This window comes from Myxococcales bacterium (genome assembly GCA_012513515.1).
In the GTDB taxonomy this organism is placed as follows: domain Bacteria; phylum UBA10199; class UBA10199; order 2-02-FULL-44-16; family JAAZCA01; genus JAAZCA01.
Window position 1 is genome coordinate 1 of the sequence record JAAZCA010000006.1, and the last position, 18108, is coordinate 18108.

17 protein-coding genes are annotated in these 18108 nt (G+C 49.8%); 12 read left to right on the forward strand and 5 right to left on the reverse strand.

The genetic code is table 11. The features are described 5' to 3' along the window. On the forward strand, nt 1-271 hold a 271-nt coding region (locus GX659_01250), incomplete at its 5' end, for a hypothetical protein (GenBank protein NLD27416.1). Here the strand turns inward: GX659_01250 and GX659_01255 are convergent. The 5 genes from GX659_01255 to GX659_01275 all read right to left on the reverse strand — a co-directional run bounded on the left by GX659_01255 (nt 261) and on the right by GX659_01275 (nt 3697). Then, nucleotides 261-461: a hypothetical protein gene (locus GX659_01255; protein NLD27417.1), complete on the reverse strand. Its 201-nt coding sequence runs from the start codon at nt 459-461 to the stop codon at nt 261-263. The two genes, GX659_01250 and GX659_01255, sit on opposite strands and share 11 nt — an antisense overlap. Before the next feature lie 3 nt (nt 462-464). Further along, nucleotides 465-821, reverse strand: a complete 357-nt coding sequence (locus tag GX659_01260) for a hypothetical protein (protein ID NLD27418.1) — start codon at nt 819-821, stop codon at nt 465-467. Nucleotides 822-824: 3 nt separating this feature from the next. Further along, a complete protein-coding gene (gene mazG / locus GX659_01265; GenBank protein NLD27419.1) occupies nt 825-1607 on the reverse strand; it encodes a nucleoside triphosphate pyrophosphohydrolase in 783 nt (260 codons plus the stop codon). Between the two features lie 51 nt (nt 1608-1658). Continuing rightward, entirely contained in the window at nt 1659-3131 is a 1473-nt protein-coding gene (locus GX659_01270) for a hypothetical protein (GenBank protein NLD27420.1), read from the reverse strand. Between the two features lie 113 nt (nt 3132-3244). Further along, on the reverse strand, nt 3245-3697 hold the full coding sequence (locus GX659_01275) for an Hsp20/alpha crystallin family protein (protein NLD27421.1): 453 nt from the start codon (nt 3695-3697) through the stop codon (nt 3245-3247). A 154-nt stretch (nt 3698-3851) separates the two neighbouring features. Here GX659_01275 and GX659_01280 point away from each other — a divergent pair, with 154 nt between their 5' ends. The 11 genes from GX659_01280 to bamA all read left to right on the forward strand — a co-directional run bounded on the left by GX659_01280 (nt 3852) and on the right by bamA (nt 18080). Then, nucleotides 3852-4310, forward strand: coding sequence for a hypothetical protein (locus tag GX659_01280; protein ID NLD27422.1), 459 nt, complete (start codon nt 3852-3854; stop codon nt 4308-4310). Further along, on the forward strand, nt 4307-5326 hold the full coding sequence (locus GX659_01285) for a PhoH family protein (protein NLD27423.1): 1020 nt from the start codon (nt 4307-4309) through the stop codon (nt 5324-5326). The genes GX659_01280 and GX659_01285 overlap by 4 nt, the downstream gene beginning before the upstream one ends. Continuing rightward, the gene (locus GX659_01290) at nt 5323-7758 is read left to right on the forward strand and encodes an HDIG domain-containing protein (GenBank protein NLD27424.1); all 2436 of its coding nucleotides are present in this window, start codon (nt 5323-5325) and stop codon (nt 7756-7758) included. The genes GX659_01285 and GX659_01290 overlap by 4 nt, the downstream gene beginning before the upstream one ends. Then, nucleotides 7667-8125 carry an rRNA maturation RNase YbeY gene (gene ybeY / locus GX659_01295; protein NLD27425.1) on the forward strand — a complete coding sequence of 153 codons (459 nt, stop codon included), beginning with the start codon at nt 7667-7669 and terminating at the stop codon, nt 8123-8125. The genes GX659_01290 and ybeY overlap by 92 nt, the downstream gene beginning before the upstream one ends. 42 nt (nt 8126-8167) lie before the next feature. Continuing rightward, entirely contained in the window at nt 8168-9745 is a 1578-nt protein-coding gene (lnt, locus tag GX659_01300) for an apolipoprotein N-acyltransferase (protein NLD27426.1), read from the forward strand. A 23-nt stretch (nt 9746-9768) separates the two neighbouring features. Then, nucleotides 9769-10867, forward strand: a protein-coding gene (locus tag GX659_01305; GenBank protein NLD27427.1) for a peptide chain release factor 2 whose coding sequence is annotated in 2 segments (ribosomal slippage) — nt 9769-9837 and nt 9839-10867 — 1098 coding nt in all. Because the reading frame shifts where the segments join, the coding sequence is not laid out codon by codon here. A gap of 245 nt (nt 10868-11112) precedes the next feature. Next, nucleotides 11113-12603 carry a lysine--tRNA ligase gene (gene lysS, locus GX659_01310; GenBank protein NLD27428.1) on the forward strand — a complete coding sequence of 497 codons (1491 nt, stop codon included), beginning with the start codon at nt 11113-11115 and terminating at the stop codon, nt 12601-12603. A 19-nt stretch (nt 12604-12622) separates the two neighbouring features. Further along, nucleotides 12623-13855 carry an ABC transporter permease gene (locus tag GX659_01315; protein ID NLD27429.1) on the forward strand — a complete coding sequence of 411 codons (1233 nt, stop codon included), beginning with the start codon at nt 12623-12625 and terminating at the stop codon, nt 13853-13855. After that, nucleotides 13856-15079: an ABC transporter permease gene (locus GX659_01320; protein NLD27430.1), complete on the forward strand. Its 1224-nt coding sequence runs from the start codon at nt 13856-13858 to the stop codon at nt 15077-15079. It abuts the gene before it with no gap. Continuing rightward, nucleotides 15079-15780, forward strand: coding sequence for an ABC transporter ATP-binding protein (locus tag GX659_01325; protein ID NLD27431.1), 702 nt, complete (start codon nt 15079-15081; stop codon nt 15778-15780). Before GX659_01320 ends, GX659_01325 begins: the two co-directional genes overlap by 1 nt. Continuing rightward, complete coding sequence (gene bamA, locus GX659_01330) at nt 15777-18080, forward strand: outer membrane protein assembly factor BamA (GenBank protein NLD27432.1); 2304 nt, start codon at nt 15777-15779, stop codon at nt 18078-18080. Before GX659_01325 ends, bamA begins: the two co-directional genes overlap by 4 nt. Nucleotides 18081-18108: the final 28 nt, after the last annotated feature.

Here is an 18108-nt window from a genome sequence, read left to right on the forward strand (position 1 = left end):
AGGACTGCTCGGTTATAAAAAACTCATCTTATCGATTTTAAAGACCTCCCTCGCCAGCGCCATGATGGGGGCCTCCATAGTTTTAGTCGAGCGCATATTAGGGGATTGGAATCTCACATCTCTTCTGATGAAGATCGTAAGGCTGCTTTTGATGATGCTGGCAGGAACTGCGGTCTTTATAGTCATCACGAGGATTATCAACCGAGATGACTATATGGCGCTGATACAGATGGTTAAAAGGCGCAGAAATTCCAAGCCTGTCAGTTCCTAAGTGAAACCGATCTGATGAAATTTTCAACTGACCTGTCGTAGCTTTTTTCAGCCTCCGGAGGGAAAAAACAACCCGGGATCTCGCCATTTTTTCTGTGGTACATCACGCACTCACAGCATTTGCCCCGCCTGGAACAGGATGTATATGTGCAGGTGCAATTTTTCAGTATATCCTTCTGTTTACACTCCATCGTTTATCCCCCGATTGTTATGCTGCGGAATTTTTTGCGCTTCATGATTACATCGACGAGGCAATAGAGCCAGAGAAGAAAGATCGCTGCTATGTAGAGGAAGATCGCGTTTTTGTTGATCTGCCACGCTTCATAGAGGGCTACGCTGGTGGCGTTGGCCCCCATGTCAACGGGGATCATCATGCTCAATCGTTTCACTACCGCCAGGCCATATTGGACTGATGCAGCGGTGAGAAAGAGGATCGAAAGTGCGCTGATGGCTATAGCGCGAATTCTTTCTCCGATCAAAAAATATCCCGCTCCGGGAAGGGCAAATGCATTTATCAGCATAGCGAGCACGTATCTTTTATCTTTGTCCATAACCTATCCTTTCTCGGCAGCGGATTTTGCATCCTTCCACAGGTCATCCCACTGCTGCGGGGTCAGGGATTTCATATCCATACTGCTTTGAGATATTTTTTCTTCCATGGAGTTAAACCTGGCTATGAAGCGGTCGGAGGCCCTTCTTAGGCTTCCTTCCGGATCAAGCCCCAGAAATCTTCCGAGATTGGCCAGGGTAAAAAGGAGGTCGCCGTATTCATGGTCGATGGCATCCGGATCGCCGGATTCCTTCGCCTCTCGAAGTTCGCGAGACTCCTCTTCTACCTTGCCAAGTATCCCTTCCGCATCGCTCCAGTCAAATCCTACACGCGAGCTCTTTTCGCCTAATCGGAAAGCCTTGAGAAGTGAGGGGAGGGCGCTTGGGACTCCCCCGAGAACGGTCTTTTTCCCTTCCTTCTTCTTTAAGAATTCCCAGTTTTTAAGGACCTCGTCCGAGTCAGAGACGCGTACATCCCCAAAGACGTGGGGATGGCGATGGATTAGCTTTGCGCTGATTCCCTCTATCACCTCGTCGATTCCGAAGCGGTTCTCTTCGGTAGCGATCTGGGCGTAGAATAAGATTTGAAGGAGCAAGTCGCCAAGCTCCTCCTTGAGGGCCTTGAAGTCCCCGCGGTCGATAGCTTCCAGAGTTTCGTAGGTCTCTTCCAGGGTGTGTGCGGCGATATCCCTGTACCCCTGTTCCCGATCCCACGGGCATCCGTCCGGAGCCCTTAGCTTGGCCATTATTTTAACCAGCTCCTCGAATTTTTTCCCGGTGTTTTCCATCAGGCATGAATAAACGAGCGAGCGAAGTATGTCAATTTGTAGGGTGTGTATCTATGAAAATATTTCAGCTGCGTCTCTGAAAAATTCCTTGAATGATTCTATAACGTCGCGCAGGCGCAGCTCTGGACGGATAGTGTAGAGGTACCATGGGATGTCCTTTTTTATTGTACCGTCCATTTCCTGAGTCCCTGAAAACTTGGATGTGTAACTCAGGGAATCATGAGTACTCTCTTGGCAGATGACTCCCGGAAAGCGCGGTTCTATATCGAGCATCTTGGAATACACGCATAGGTTGTTGAACATCTGCAGATTGGGTCCGCTGTAGATATGATCCTTAAGATTGTGATCTTCTTCAGGGTACATGGAGAGGATCTGAGCGCCGTTTATAAGTGCCATTTCGCGTGCGGTGGAATCTATCGAGAGGAAGGGGTATCTGTCGCTTGCAAATCTTACCTCTGTGGAGCGAAAGATGCTTTTTTTCATTTTCTTCAGCAGATAATCATAGGTCATCGCCTTGAGGTATATCGAATGGACCGGATGAAGGATCGCCCGGAGCATTTCTTTCTGATTGAGAAATGCCTGGTCAGGAATTATTCCGCGATATTTTCTTGCCACTTCTTCATCTTCGCCGGATTCGATTGCCAACTCCAGTATTATCTGACCAGGGCCGAACCCCTGTTTGGTTAAGTTTCCGCGCATGGAGGTCGCCATCTTCCAGGCTATGAAGAGCCTGTTGGAAGTATGAATTTCAGGAAATGCCTTCCCGATTTCATCTGAAAATTCGCAATCGATTTCGCGGCATGCGGCGGAATCCTGCCAGATGTCTATCGAATCGAGATTTCTCAGTTCATGTATGAAATGCTGCCTTATCCATATCCTCACGTTGTCGATGTGAAGATCTGGGTGTGAGCTATGGAGTAGTTTTGCCGCTTTTTCAAAATCGGCATCATATTTTTTTATATAGTTTAAACAGGGCCTGTAGAAGCCCAGGAAGTTGAATGGTGTAGGCCAGTCTGCGTAGTCGGTGAAAGTTTTTATCTCTCTTTTGCCGGAGTAGAAAATGAAGAGCCCTTCTCTATGGGATTTCGCACCCCCCTCTTCAATTTTGAATGTGGCTATTGGTTCGCTTTTTTCATTTCCCCATGGCGGGAGCCTCTGAGTTGTGACGATTGGCATCAAAAAGGGCTCTCTAAGATCCTGGGATACCTTGAGAGGGGAGAAAGCATCTACTCCGTGGATTTTGACGTATCTCTCGACAGTGCCGAATCTTTCTCCAATTCCGTTGCAAAGCGCCGCAACCCCTTTATCCAGTTTGGAGAGGGGGATGCTGCAGATGCGGCTTAAAAAATCTTCGGATTTTCCACCGTCATAGACCGATTGGGCGCGAATGTCGATTTGGGGCTGCTGGAGCAGTAGCGTTTTAAGTCTATCTGTCGTGATTTTGCCGAAATCCTCCGCAGGTATTACGGTGTCAGCGGAGAGCCCTTGCGGATCTCCCAAGATTTTTCCGAGAAGTTTTGCCATTCTAGAGGCTTTATCGGAGCGGCGCTGAAAATGTTGCTATGATTCGGCTCTCTGTTGGTTTGAAACAAAAAACCCGCCGAAGCGGGTTTTTATTTGGAGAAATGGCGGCAAAATCAGCTGACCTCTATTTCCACCTTCTTTGGCTTTGCCTCATCCTTCTTGGGGATGTAGATTTCGAGCACTCCATCTTTCATATTCGCTTTGATCTTTTCAGGATCGACAGTTGAGGGCAGCTCGAAGGATCTGGAGAATGAGCCATAGCTGCGCTCGATTCTGTAATAGTTTTCCTTTTTCTGTTCATCCTCGAATGAGCGTTCCCCCTTTACGGTCAGTACGCCGTTTTCAATCCCGAGTTTTATATCTTCCTTCTTTATCCCGGGTAATTCGGCGCTTAAGATAACTGCCTCCTTGTCCTCTCTGATGTCCACCGGAGGTATCCATGCAACCGAGGCGAGGTTTCCCTGTTTGCGTCCGCCTCTAAATCCGAAACCGTGAAATAGGCGGTCGACGTCATCGTGAAGATCCCAAAGATCCCTCATTGGAGACCAAGTCTGTAAGCTTTTCATAATTAACCCTCCCTTGAATTTAAGGTTTAAATTTCCATTCCCGCGGGGGATTTCTTCTACGCAGAATAGATGGGGACCGCTCTGGCTCTAGTCAAGGGGGGCTTATCATTTTTGCCGTTGCATTTCTGCCCCCATAGGGGCTAGATGTAGGCTTATGATTTTCCTTAGGAATTACTTCTTAAATACCACCCCAGAGGTGGACGTCTTAAGCGTCATCCACGAGGTGACAAGAACGATAAGGGAGTCCGCTGCGAGCGAGGGGCTAGTTACCATAAGCGTTCCTGCTCCAGGCGGTGCCTTGGCTATATTGGAGCCCCTCCCTGATATTATAGCGAAGTTCAAGGAGGCGATCCGCATTTTTCCTGGGGAAAATGAACAGACTAAAAACAGGCGCAAGGAAGAGGTGTTGGTTGGCCCCAGGGTTGTGGCGGCAATTCTCGGAAAATCGCTTTCAATCCCATTTAAGGATGGCAGGCTTCTGCTGGCTCCCCGTGAGGAGCCGGTCCTGGTGGACCTGGAACGCAAGGGACTTCGCAGGGAGTTTTACGTCCAGGTAGTCGGGGCAGATATGAGACAGCAGGGCCGAGTTCCGCAGCAGATGGCCAGGAGATGAAGATGTCCAAAAAAAAAGAGCGCGGGGCGAAGGTCATAAAGCTCCGCTTCGAGGACAACCGCTTGGCCCGCGACCTATTCGGATCGGAGGACAGGCACCTGAGGGATCTCGAGAAACATCTCGGGGTTGAGATAAGCGCGCGCGGGAGCGAAGTCAGCATAAAGGGGTCTGAATCCGAGATAGAGCTCGGCGAGAGAATTCTCAGTGAACTCTATTCACTGCTCAAGAAGGGGTATCCCATAATAGGCGCCGATGTGGAGAGGGTGCTGCGCCTCCTTTCCCGCGACAGGAATGCCGATCTGGATTCGCTTTTTTCGCAGTCTATATTCATTCCTTCGAAGAAGAAGGTGATCGTTCCGCGCACTCCTGCTCAGCGCGAGTATCTCGAAGCTATCAAGAATAACGACGTGGTCTTCGCCGTGGGGCCTGCCGGAACCGGTAAAAGCTATCTGGCGGTCGCCATGGCGATTGCCGAGCTCTTCAAGCGCGAGTTTTCCAAAATAGTCTTGGCGAGGCCTGCGGTTGAGGCCGGAGAAAAGCTCGGATACCTTCCCGGAGACATGCAGGAAAAGGTAAACCCCTATCTGAGGCCGCTGTACGACGCTCTCTACGATATGCTAGATCCTGACAAGGTCGCCGAGTTGATTGCCGAAGATATGATAGAGGTTGCCCCTCTCGCTTTCATGCGTGGGCGAACGCTTCACAACTGTTTCATAATTCTCGATGAGGCACAAAACTGCAGCTATCAGCAGATGAAGATGTGCCTGACGAGGCTTGGTGTGAATTCCAAAATGGTTATCAACGGAGATGTTACGCAGATAGATCTTCCGGAAAATCAGCGTTCCGGACTTTTAGAGGCCTTCAGAATTCTCAAGGGATGCAATGGAATAGCTTTTCATAGTTTTACCGACGTGGATATAGTCAGGCATCCATTGGTTGGCGAGATAGTGCGGGCTTATAGAGCCGACGAAGAAAAGAATTCCATTGCTGCCAGAGAGATCAGGGGGGGGCGATGAAAATAGAGGGCTACAACAACTTGAAAAATATAATTCTGAAATTGAAAAAGGGGGACCTTGAAGATGTCCCGCCTTTTTTTCGCTCCAAAGCCTTTTCCTGGCTTCTCATATTGATCTTCGCTTCGATAATTACGTTGCTCGCTACTGTCTCGCTGCAATACGTACCATCCGGAATAGTTGAAGGGATGATAGCTCCGAGAAATATCAAGGCCGATCGAAATTATGAAATTACAGATGAAGAGGCTACTGAAAAAATTCGCGGCGAAGCAATTGTGGGAATTTTGCCGGTATATGATCTTGAAGATGCCGTATCCGCATCTATTGCTGAACGGATAAAGCTGGCATTTGCCAATGCGAGAGTGAAGTATCAGTCGCAGATGGATCTTTTGAGGGCGCGCAAGCAGAAGAATGACCTTCTCTCCGAGGAAGAAAGCGAGGCGCTTCGCAACCTCTTTGCCGAAAACCTTGGAGTCCTTCCCTCGCAAGCTCAGTGGAAACTACTATTAGGTGAGAGGCTCGATGCAAGGTCTGAAAATTATCTCATAGACCTGATAATTAAGGCTCTGGAAAAACCGGTTATCGCTGAAAGGGTTGCGCTGGACGCGGAGGCCGCGAATGGAATCACGGTTCGTAGGAAAATTTCAGTAGATGGCGAGTCTTCTCCGGAGATCAAGGAGACGACGCTCAAGGATTTGTCGCATATCCTGACAACCGATGAGGCGAGAAAGGGCATAGCCAAGATAGAACTCCCAAATTATGAATTTAGAAATCCCGAGTTTGCTTCAAAGATCAAGGTGCTGGCTCAGGAACTGATCGAGCCGAACTTCGGGCTCAACCGTTTGGAAACTCAGAAGCGAAGGGACGATGCGGCGCTTAAAGTGAAGAGCGTCGTCCTCAAGGTAAAATCGGGAGAGATGATCATTCGCGAAGGGGCAAGATACGAGCCTTGGCATATAAAGGTCATAGATGGAATCCGCAACGAGAAGAGCCGCGGGATGTATCCTCTCGAATTCATCGGGACCTTCGTCTTAGTCATGCTTTTCATAGTTTTTCCGTTTTATCTCGCCGAGCGTTTTTTTAGAAGGATAAGACCCAGCAAGGCGGACCATATCCTGATGGCCTTCATCGCCATTTCAATTCTTCTCATAGAGAGATTTTACATACTGCTCGCCCCAGGTCTTCACGATGCTTTCTTTTTTAATGCACCAATCACGGCTCTGCACTATGCGATTCCTATCGCAGGCGGTGCCATGCTTCTGAGGATGTATCTTGCCCCGGAGATATCGATGGTCTTCGCTCTCTCGATGAGCGTGCTTTCAGGGCTACTGCTGGAAGCAGATATGAATTTCTACGTTTACATAATAATGACCAACTTGGGCGCGGTGATAGCGGTGGCGAGAGTTGACAAGAGGAGTTCCATCTTGAAGGCCGGGCTTCTCACTGGGGCCATAGGTGTCGCTGCAATAGTGGGCACCAGCATGATAGGGTTTGCCAGCGCATCCATGTCGGCCTCTTTCTCCGGAATGATGTGGGGGATTCTTCTGTCCATGATAGGCGGAATTGCCTGTTCGATATATACGATGCTCGCAGCCCCGATAGTCGAATCGCTTTCCGGATATACCTCCGACATCAAACTGCTCGAGCTGGCAAATCTCAATCATCCGCTCCTCAGGGAACTCATCGTAAGGGCTCCCGGGACCTATCATCATTCCCATCTGGTCGGAATTTTAGGAGAGGCGGCGGCCGAGTCGATCGGAGCCAATCCGCTTCTGGTGCGTGTCGGCGCCTACTATCATGACATAGGAAAGTTGAAAAAGCCCCAGTACTTCATCGAAAATTCAAAAAGCGGCGAGAATAAACACGAGAAGATAAGTCCCAACATGTCAGCTCTGGTGATCTCTGCGCATGTGAAGGACGGGATGGAATTGGCCCTTAGCTCCGGCATTCCGAAGCGCATAGCCGACATGATACCCCAGCATCACGGAACGCGCCTTATGAGCTATTTTTACGCCAAGGCCAAGGAGGGTGAAAATCCGGATGTCGAGAAGGTCGATGAAAAGGACTTCAGGTATCCCGGCCCTAAACCTCAAACCAGGGAGGCTGCTATACTCATGCTCGCTGACACGGTCGAGGCATCCGTCCGGGCTCTCAAAGAAAAGGGAAGCGCTAGAATACAGCAGACGGTGGAGCGCTCCATCAACGATATATTCGCAGAATCACAGCTCGATGACTGTGAGCTGACCTTGCAGGATCTTCACGATATAGCGAAAGCCTTCGTGAGAATACTTTTGGGTATCTATCACCAAAGAATAGAGTATCCTAAGAATGAAGAGGATAAGAATGAAATCAGCATCATCGATGAAAATTCCACACGTGAAACTGACTCTCTCGAATCGTCACCCGAAGAAGAGAGTCAATCTCAAGGATCTTGAGAGGCGGCTTTCCAGGCATTCCTCCGTTTCCAATGCTGCCCGCAGAAGAGTGGAGGTCGTCTTTACCGATGATCCTACGATAAGGAAGCTCAGCGGAAAGTATAGGGGCATTCGTCATGCGACTGATGTCCTTTCATTTTGCTACGGGGATGAAGGGATAAAACAGGGCTTCGCATTTGGTGAAATCATAATTTCTCTTGATACCGCTGCGAAACAGGCGGCGGAGAGAAAGGGGACTTTGCGCGACGAGTTGCTCCTGCTTATCATCCACGGTCTGCTTCACATGGCAGGCATGGATGATGAGGATCCCGATTCATGGATTGCGATGAGACATGCCGAGTTTGAAAATCTTATAAAGATTGTTTAGGTTGCGCAGCCACCTGTTTCTAGATAACTCAAGAGGGATTTTATGTATATGATCGAAATGAGCCGATGCAAAAGGGTGATTCTGGCACTTATTTCCGGTTTGCTTGTCAGCGCTTCTTTTCCATTCTATCTGGCAGGTTTTAGCGCCCCGGACATGGGATGGATTGCGTGGTTTGCCCTGGTCCCTCTGTTCGTGGCAATCAGGGGGCTCGCTCCCAGAAAAGTTTTTTTGCTCACCTTCGTGGCTGCCTTCGTCTGGTATGGCACTTCGGTTTTCTGGGTTGGAAATGCGATGTACGTATTCGGCGGGCTCTCCCTGTCCATCTCCTCCCTGATAACCCTTCTGCTGGTTCTCGTAGTGACCCTTCACATATCCCTGGCCCCTGCGATAGCAGCCTTTATTTCACAGAGGTGGCGCGGTGAACCGATACTTCTGCTGCCGCTGGTCTGGGTAGCGATGGAGCTTTTCAGAAATTATTTTCCGTGCGGAGGCTTCCCGTGGTCAACGATGGCGATGTCCCAGTGGAAATATCTTCCGCTCATTCAAATCGCGGATATCGTAGGAGCGTACGGAGTTATCTTCCTTGTAGTTTTTATCAATGCCTCCATCGCCGAAGCGATCTTTTTTCTCTGCAAAAAAAATGTTTCCCATCCGCTTTTCAAGCTGTCAATTTCAATTCTGATAATAGCCGGGGTCTTGTCGTACGGATATTTCAGAATGGGGCGGATAGATTCCATATCGGAAAGTTCGGAGATATATCCGATAGCTCTGATTCAGGGGAATATATCGCAGGATGAAAAGTGGGATTCCGGAAAGGCGCAAAAAAATCTTGATGCGTATCGCCAAGAGGCGGCGAAACTGCTGCATGGACAGGTTCAGCTGATAGTCTGGCCGGAGGCCTCCTTTCCATGGTATCTGAAGGGCGATTCCAAAGAGTTGCCTCCCTCTAACTTCGGCATACCGGAGGGTTTCATAGGAAAAGCTCCGTTCACGCTGTTTGGCGCCATCCTCTCGGAAGAAAACGATATCTATCGAAACAGCGCAGTTCTCGTGGATTCCGGGGGAAAGGTCGAATCCGTTTACCATAAGGTCCATATGGTTCCGTTTGGCGAGTATGTCCCGTATGAAAAACTATTTTTCTTTCTCAGAAGAATAGCCCTGCCGACGGGGAATTTTATTCCAGGCGAAGATATTCATCCAATGAGCGCAGGGGGAGTGCGTTTTACTCCGCTTATATGCTACGAAGATATATTTCCGGAGCTTGCCAGGTCATCGACCTTGCAGGGCGGTGAGTTCATAGCCAATATAACGAACAATGCCTGGTTTGGAAGAACGGCGGCTCCTTTTCAGCATCTGGCCCTTTCGATATTTCGTGCCGTCGAAAACAGAAGGTATATGCTGCGTTCCACGAACACGGGGGTCTCCGCGGTCGTCGATCCTGTTGGAAGGGTTTTAGTGAGATCGGAGCTTTTTGAGCCTGCGACCATAGTGTCGAGCCTGAAGAGGATGGATCTTATTTCAAGCTACACAAAAAACGGCGACTGGTTCGCGTTGGGGTGCGCGCTTTACACCCTCATAGGAATGTTTTTTGGGCTGGCTGCTAAGTACAGGCGCGGATAATCAGCCATGAATTGGGGGGAATGATGAACAGGGAACTTCGTGAGAAATACGACAACCTGAAGGATCGTCTGGTAGAGATTAGGGGGCATCTTTGACGTAGATGCTAAAAAGCAGCGAATATCCGAGATCGACAATATATCACATCAACCTGGCTTCTGGGACGATGCGCGAAATGCCGGCAAGCTGACCAAAGAGAGAGATTCCCTCGTGGCAGTGGCTGAGGAATACGATTCTCTCGTTGCGATAGCGGGGGATGTCGAGGCTATCATCGACTTGTTGGACTCAGACGATTCTCCTGAACTTGTAAAGGAGGCGGAGACGGAGCTCAGTAAAGCCGATGAGATCATAGCTAGGATCGAATTTCGACGCATGCTCTCCGGAGAGCATGACGGCAGCGATGCCATCCTCTTTATAAACGCCGGCGCAGGCGGGACCGAGGCATGCGATTGGGTGGAGATATTGCTGCGCATGTATAGGCGTTGGGCCGATGAAAAGGGGTATAAAACTGAGATAGTCGATTTCACGCTCGGCGATGGGGCAGGTTTTAGAAGCGTGACTATGACCGTCGCCGGAGAGTTCGCCTACGGATATTTGAAAGCGGAAAATGGTGTGCATAGGCTGGTGAGAATCTCCCCCTTCGACGCGAACAAGAGGCGGCACACCTCGTTCACCTCGGTCTTTGTACTTCCCGAGGTCGAGGATGATATCGAGATAGAGATCAGGTCCGAGGACCTTCGGGTCGATACCTACAGGGCTGGGGGGGCCGGAGGCCAGCACGTAAACAAGACCGACTCCGCCGTAAGGCTCACTCATATCCCGACCGGGATAGTGGTGGCATGTCAGAGCCAGAGAAGTCAGCACCAGAACAGGGATACTGCGATGAAACTGCTACGTTCGAAATTGTATGAACTCGAGATGCAGAAGAAGATGGATGCCCAGGCCGAACTGGAGAAGGATAAGAAAAGAATCGAGTGGGGTTCGCAGATCAGATCATACGTGCTTCAGCCGTACAGGCTCATAAAGGATCACAGGACCGGATATGAGAGCGGCAACGTCGATGCGGTTCTCGACGGCGATTTGGATGAATTCATCAGGGCCTATCTTTTGAGGGGGGATAGATAGCTCCTTGACTTCCTGTGCCTTGTAAATATAACTCGTTGAAATTTCAGTATTTGGCACCTTAGAGGGGAACGGTATTTCCGCTTGAGGCGTGCGTGGAATGAGATTCATGGCCGTCATACTCGAGTGACGAAAAGGTTGTCATCCCCGAGCGGTTTCGTCGGGGATCCGGCAAAAATCCTGACCGGGCTCCTCTTTGGATAGATCTTTAATTACCTATGTAAGCACTGCATATATAAGGGCCGCATATGTCTGAATCAGAAAATCAATATGTGAAGATAAGAAAGAAGAAGGGGGCCGACCTCAGAAGTGAAGGGATAAACCCCTTTAAAAACGGCATCTCTCCGACGCATAAGATAGGCGGTATCCTAGGAAAATATGGCTCAGTGGAGGGGGCTGCCCTGGAGGCCGACCAGTCTGAATTCGTCATAGCCGGAAGGATGATGGCCCTTCGTTCCTTCGGAAAGGCCGCATTCTTAAAGCTTCGCGACAACTCCGGAGACTTGCAGGTTTTTGTTGAAAAACAAACAGTTGGAGAGGAACAGTTCAAGCTTTTTAAGAAGCTCGATGTGGGTGATATCGTGCTTTTTAAAGGAAATCTTTTTAGGACCAAAACCGATGAGCTGACTCTTGCATCGAACTCCTTAACCCTACTGACTAAATCCTACAGGCCGCTTCCTGAAAAATGGCATGGCCTCACCGATGTCGAAACCAGATACAGGCAGCGCTATGTCGATCTCATAGTCAACGAAGGGGTCATGGAGACCTTCATCAAGCGTTCCCGGATAATTCAGGCGCTAAGGGATTTTATGACCGAACGCGATTTTTTGGAGGTCGAAACTCCCATGATGCATCCGATACCCGGGGGAGCCGCCGCAAAGCCCTTCGTTACGCATCACAACAAGCTCGATATGGATCTATATCTGAGGGTTGCCCCCGAGTTATATCTCAAGCGATTACTGGTGGGGGGGATGGAGAGGGTCTTCGAGATCAACAGGAATTTTAGAAATGAAGGGATCTCCATCAAGCATAATCCTGAGTTTACGATGCTCGAGTTCTATCAGAGCTATGCAACATATGAGGACCTTATAAAACTTACGGAGGAGATGCTTTCATCCATTTCGCAAAAAGTTCTTGGTAAAACCAAGATTTTGTATCAGGGGCAGGAAATAGATTTCACGCCTCCATACAAGCGCTATACCATCGAAGAGTCGTTGATAGAGGTAGGAAAGGTTCCGCCGGAGGTTTTGAAATCGCGTGAGAAAGCGCTCAACTTTGCCCAGGGACTCGGCGACAAACTCAAATCCAAGGATGAAGGGCTCGGCGCGATAACGACCGAAATCTTTGAACTCGTGGTTGAACAAAAGCTGATAAACCCGACGTTCATCACGCAGTATCCTATAGAGGTTTCTCCGCTTTCGAGAAGAAACGAGGCCAATCCCGAATATGCGGACCGCTTCGAACTCTTCATATATGGAAGGGAGATAGCAAATGGATTTTCTGAGTTGAATGATCCAGAGGATCAGGCCTCCCGTTTCAAATCGCAGGTCGATGCGCTCCATCGTGGTGACGAAGAGGCGATGCATTTCGACGAGGACTATATCCAGGCACTCGAGTACGGAATGCCGCCAGCTGCCGGAGAGGGGATAGGAATTGACAGGCTCGTGATGCTTCTTACCGATTCCCCCTCGATACGCGATGTCATTTTATTTCCGCAGCTCAAGAAGATAAACCAGTGATGCCCTCGAAGGGGTTCAGATGAAGTTTTCATCTTGGATAGCCTGGCGATATTTCTTTTCAGGCAATTCCTCCCAATTCGGACCGTTTCTTTCGGCCGTTTCCGTAACAGGAATCGCCATCGCGATCTTTTTTATGGTCGTGGTGATGTCGGTCATGACCGGTTTTCGCAGCGAGCTTACCGATCGCCTGATAGGGTTCAATGCGCACGTTGAAATTTCTGCCGACGCAGATTCCAGCTCCGGTCTTAGTGCGGAAAAAATTCTGCAGCTTGCGAACTGGAAGGGGCTTGGCTCGGTTCAGAGGTATGTCGAGGGCGAGGTCATAGCCCGTTCAGATGCCAGTGGGGAGATGCTCCTCCAAGGGGCAAGATTAAGGGGGATAGACCCTGACGATATCTCGGCTATCTCTCGTGCCGAATTTCATTTTCCGCAGGTTTACGGATCGGAGGAAAATGGATGGCACGGCGGCGCACTCATCGGGCGCGAAATAGTCGGACAGATATTAGTGCATCCCGATTTTGGCGATTCCATCGAGATAGTCGCCCCCCTTGCTGAAGTAGGGCCGAGCGGAGAACTTTCGCCCAATATGCGAAAGGTCAGGGTGGATGGAGTTTTTAAGACCGGAATATACGAGCACGATTCGAAGTTCATATTACTCCCATACGAACTGGCGGAGGCAACTCTCGGCCTTCAGGGAAGGCGCGGCTTTCGCCTCTTTCTTGCAGACCCGTTCGATGCGCAGGATCTCGTCGCAAAGTTAAACGCAACCCTTCCTGAGGGCTGGACTGCCATCGGATGGCAGGAAAAAAACAAGAGGCTTCTCTCCGCGCTTCGGTTGGAAAGAATCGGGATGGGGATCATACTCACGTTGGCTCTTGTCATTTCCTCACTTTCCATAGGCGGGGTTTTGCTTCTCCTCATAGCATCGAAGAGGAAAGATATGGCCGTTCTGCGATCTTTAGGCTTGCGCGAACGATCGATTGCAGCGATTTTTTCTCTAAACTCGTTTTACATAGGCATGGCCGGTACTTTGATCGGTATGATCTTAGGGGTCGCTGTTTGTCTCTTGCTGGAGGCTAAACCGCTCTCTTTGCCATCATCCTATTATCTCGAATATCTGCCGGTGGATCTGAGTGTTTATTCTGTTATGGCGCCTGCAGTTTTGGGTTCTCTTGTTTCAATAGCAGCGGGAATCAGGCCTGCATTCGGGGCATCCAAATTTTCGGTAGCCGATGCGTTGAGGTATGAATAGATGAAGATGTATGCACTCAGGCGTTTTTTAAAACACCGCTTTTATGCGGACCTCTGCATGCCGCGTTCGGTAAGGGTTATGAAAAGGATATCGACCGTGGCTGTGGCGTTGTCCGTGTGTGCGCTCGTCATTTCGCTTTCGGTGGGCACGGGTTTTGAACGGGCCTATAGAGAGGCGCTGATGGGCTTCAACTCTCATCTGGTTGTGATGAATACATCCGGCACCTTTCCCGTCGAAGAGATTGAAAAAATCAAATCGATAGTGGGCGACGATCTTTTGGGAGCGACACCGTTTCTTTATCGCGAGGCACTCGCTATAAGGCGGGGTGAGGTGCGGGGCGTGGTGTTAAAAGGAATCGATCCCGCTACGTACACGGATGTAAGCGACGTTAAGATTTCTAGCGAGGCGAACCTTTCCACTACAGAACTATTCAGGGGGAATTCTTCCTCCGGGCCTCATGGTGGAATCGTCGGGCTTTCTCTTGCCGAGGGATTGGAAGATGGGGAGATCATCCGCGTGATGATTCCCGATGACCATGGGGGAAAGTTTGTGGAGATGCCGGTTCTTGGCACCTTCGAGTCGGGAATCAACGACTACGATTCGCAGTTCATTTTGATGCGAATAGAAGAGCTGGAGAAAATGTTCGGTTTGAATTCCGGAGAGATAACAGGGGTTGAAATCAAGCTCCGGGATCCCGATTCCTCTGAAAAAATCGGCAGTACTATTACCGATGAGATGGGGCTTCTGTACGAGGTCACGACATGGCAGGAATTGAATTCCGATCTCTTTTCAGCGATCAAACTCGAGAAGGTCGTCTCATCTCTCATAATGGGGTCGATGGTCGTTGTTTCGATGCTGAATCTCATGGCGCTGATAGTCCTGATGATGATGAAACGGCTACCGCAGATATCCCTTTTAAAGGCCATAGGGCTTTGCGCTGCCGAGATCGAAAAGCTGCTCATTTCAGGAGGGCTTTTGGTCGCCAGGAAGGGCGTCATAGCTGGTCTTGCGGGTGGGCTAATCATTTCCTTGATCATTCAGAGGTTCCGAATTATAGAGCTCGACCCTGAAATTTATTTGATAAATTCGCTTCCTGTAGAAGTTTCCCCCGCAATCTGCGGAACGGTTCTGGCCTTTTGCATGGCGGCGGCTTACGCCGCTTCAAAGGTCGCTGCAAAGAGGGTGGCGAAGGGAATTTCAATGGAAGGTTTAAAGATTCGCTGATGGATAAGACGAGAATAGTAGAAGCCAAAGGAGTAAGCAAGATCTACACCGGGGCGGCCTCGCCGCTCAAGGTGCTGTCCGGGCTTTCCCTCTCAGTCGAGGCGGGAGAACGCGTCGGTATTTACGGTGCATCCGGCTCTGGAAAATCGACGCTTCTCCACATACTCGGCGGAATCGACCTCCCCACCTCCGGTGAAATTTATGTTGCAGGAAGGTCGATCAGCTCGATTTCACAGGACGAGCTGTCAGATTTCAGAAATAGGACCATAGGATTTGTGTTTCAATTCTATCACCTGCTTCCGGAGTTTACGGCGGTGGAAAACGTTATGCTTCCGGCCCTCATATCCGGCCTTCCATTTGAAGAGGCTAGAAATCGCTCGATTTCCTCCCTTTCGGCGGTGGGGCTGGCGGAAAGAGCGGATCACAGGCCCGGGATGCTTTCTGGCGGAGAGCAACAGAGGGTGGCGATAGCAAGAGCCTCAGTCATGCGACCTAAGGTCATATTTGCAGATGAACCGACGGGCAACCTGGACAGGGAAAGCGGCAGGGTGGTCTGGCACTATCTGATGGAGCTCAATCGCTCAGAGGGGATCTCTCTCATCCTGGTCACCCATAACAGGGAGCTTGTAAAATCACTTTCAAAAGCATATGAGCTGCGGGACGGCGCCCTTTGCGCGTACTCCGATGGAGACTTGAGATGAGCATTTGGGGGAGAATAAATAGAGGGAGGATATCCCTCGCCTGCATCGCTGTGTTGGCTGCGCTCTTGTTTTCGACGGCAGTTTTTGCGCTGGAGCCGGTGGTAAAAGAGGTCGATGTTATCGGGAACAGAAGAACTCCTGACGAGACCATCAAGGAGATGCTCATGATGAGGCGTGAAGGACGCCTCGACATGGACCTCGTCGATGCCGATATAAAACGCATCTACAAACTCGGCCAGTTCCAAGATGTCCATGCCGAGACCACCCCGGCCGAGGGTGGCGTCAAGCTCACCTACGTGGTTGTTGAAAAACCTCTCATCTCCAAGATTTCATTCGACGGGAACAAGAAGCTTAAAACCGACGATCTGCTAAACGAGGTCAGACAGCGCACCTATGCGGTTTTCGATGAGAAGAGCGTGGCGATCTCCATGGAGAACATAAGGGCCGCCTATGCCAAGAAGGGATATTATCTTGCCGATATCGATTATCATACAACCTCTGTCGGCGAGGACGAGGCTGAGCTCATATTCGACATAAAAGAAAATCAGGGTGTCGCCGTGCGCAGAATCATGTTTATCGGAAATAAGGTTTTTTCCGATGACGAACTTCGCGACGCCGTAAAGACGAGGCAGAAGGGGGCATTCTCCTTTCTTACCGGTTCAGGGAAATATAGCGAAGAGATGTTACGCAACGATCTTCTCTTCTTGACTTATTTTTATCTCAATCACGGATACCTCAAGGTGAAGGTCGAACCGCCGAGAACCACCATATCCAAGGACAAGCGCTACATATTTGTTACCTTTCAAGTTCATGAAGGGGAGCAGTACAGGATCGGCGATGTCAGCATAGAAGGAGATATACTGACGACCAAGGAAGAGCTCACCTCGATACTGAAGACGAAAAAGGGGAACATATATTCGCAGCAGACCCTCGACCAGGATATCATGAACCTCACCGACAGATACGGCGATGAGGGATATGCGTATGCAAATATAATTCCACAGACTGTTCCGAATGATGAGGACCTGACCGCCGACCTTTACGTCAGCATAAGCAAGGGGAACAGGATAAAGATCGAACAGATCAACATCTATGGAAATACCAACACCCGCGACAAGGTGATACGCCGTGAGATGATGATCAAGGAAAACGACAGGTATAGCGAGCGGCTCGTGAGACGAAGCAAAGAAAATCTCATGAGGCTGGGCTTTTTCGAAGAGGTCAACTTTGCAACCCCCAGGGGTAGCAAGGATGACACTATGATCCTCAATGTGACCGTTAAGGAAAGATCGACGAGGAGTTTCAACGTAGGGGCGGGGTTTTCATCGGTCGAGAAATTCATATTCAACGCCTCGGTGAGGCTGGACAACTTCAAGGGCTTTGGAATGTCCACCGCTGTTTCCGCGGAACTTTCGAAGATAAGACAGCTCTTCATGCTCTCAGTATCGGATCCTTATTTCCTCGATACCAACTGGCTCGCAGGTTTTTCCGTCTATAGAACGGCCTACTATTATACCGATTTCAAAAGAGAGGCGACCGGCGGCGACATCAATTTTGGCCACAGATTTTTCGATAATTTTTCTGCAAACCTTGGATATCAGATCGAGCATGTGAGCGTTGGATCCTTCAGCTACGCGGTGCCACAGAGGTTTCGCGAAGATTCCAGCGGGCTCACGTCGGGGCTCAACTTTACGATAAGCCGCGATACGACTAACAACCGCCTCGCTCCTACCAAGGGAATGTACAATGCGCTCATGCAGGAGGTCTCTGGTGCGAAGCTTGGCGGCAATAACGATTTTTATAGGGTCAACTTCAGGACGATGCTCTACGAGCCGGTCTGGAAGGGGATCATCTTCAGGCAGTTTTTCCGAATGGGCTATGTGAAGAGCCTGAACGACAATCCCGTTCCGCTGTATGAAAGATTTTTCACAGGCGGTCCCAACTCCCTCAGGGGATTTTATCCCAACTCAGTAGGCCCGTCGCTCAGGATACCTTCATCCGTTTCCGGCCCAGTTGAAAACTTCGTTTACGGAGGAGACAAGCTGATGCTCTTCGTGACGGAGTTGGAATTCCCTGTGGTCGACAAGGCTGGAATAAGGGCAGTCGCGTTTTTCGATGCAGGGAATGCCTACGCTGAGGAACAGAATTATTCCTTCCGCAATATCAGGATGGATTACGGATTTGGAATACGCTGGAACTCTCCTATGGGGCCGCTGCGCTTTGAATGGGGGATTCCGATACAGCGCCGTTCCGGGGAGGACAGCGTCGTTTTCAACTTCACCATCGGTAATTTCTTCTAACTTAACCCCCCGTTTTCACTTGTCTTAT

Excerpts from the sequence above, each read along its gene's own strand:
- GX659_01285 (NLD27423.1), top strand. The coding sequence starts at position 4,307 with ATGAAGATGTCCAAAAAAAAAGAGCGCGGGGCGAAGGTCATAAAGCTC.
- lnt (NLD27426.1), top strand. The coding sequence starts at position 8,168 with ATGTATATGATCGAAATGAGCCGATGCAAAAGGGTGATTCTGGCACTT.
- GX659_01325 (NLD27431.1), top strand. The coding sequence starts at position 15,079 with ATGGATAAGACGAGAATAGTAGAAGCCAAAGGAGTAAGCAAGATCTAC.
- GX659_01320 (NLD27430.1), top strand. The coding sequence starts at position 13,856 with ATGAAGATGTATGCACTCAGGCGTTTTTTAAAACACCGCTTTTATGCG.
- ybeY (NLD27425.1), top strand. The coding sequence starts at position 7,667 with ATGAAATCAGCATCATCGATGAAAATTCCACACGTGAAACTGACTCTC.
- GX659_01260 (NLD27418.1), bottom strand. The coding sequence starts at position 821 with ATGGACAAAGATAAAAGATACGTGCTCGCTATGCTGATAAATGCATTT.
- GX659_01275 (NLD27421.1), bottom strand. The coding sequence starts at position 3,697 with ATGAAAAGCTTACAGACTTGGTCTCCAATGAGGGATCTTTGGGATCTT.
- GX659_01280 (NLD27422.1), top strand. The coding sequence starts at position 3,852 with ATGATTTTCCTTAGGAATTACTTCTTAAATACCACCCCAGAGGTGGAC.
- GX659_01270 (NLD27420.1), bottom strand. The coding sequence starts at position 3,131 with ATGGCAAAACTTCTCGGAAAAATCTTGGGAGATCCGCAAGGGCTCTCC.
- bamA (NLD27432.1), top strand. The coding sequence starts at position 15,777 with ATGAGCATTTGGGGGAGAATAAATAGAGGGAGGATATCCCTCGCCTGC.
- mazG (NLD27419.1), bottom strand. The coding sequence starts at position 1,607 with ATGGAAAACACCGGGAAAAAATTCGAGGAGCTGGTTAAAATAATGGCC.
- GX659_01290 (NLD27424.1), top strand. The coding sequence starts at position 5,323 with ATGAAAATAGAGGGCTACAACAACTTGAAAAATATAATTCTGAAATTG.
- GX659_01255 (NLD27417.1), bottom strand. The coding sequence starts at position 461 with ATGGAGTGTAAACAGAAGGATATACTGAAAAATTGCACCTGCACATAT.
- GX659_01315 (NLD27429.1), top strand. The coding sequence starts at position 12,623 with ATGAAGTTTTCATCTTGGATAGCCTGGCGATATTTCTTTTCAGGCAAT.
- lysS (NLD27428.1), top strand. The coding sequence starts at position 11,113 with ATGTCTGAATCAGAAAATCAATATGTGAAGATAAGAAAGAAGAAGGGG.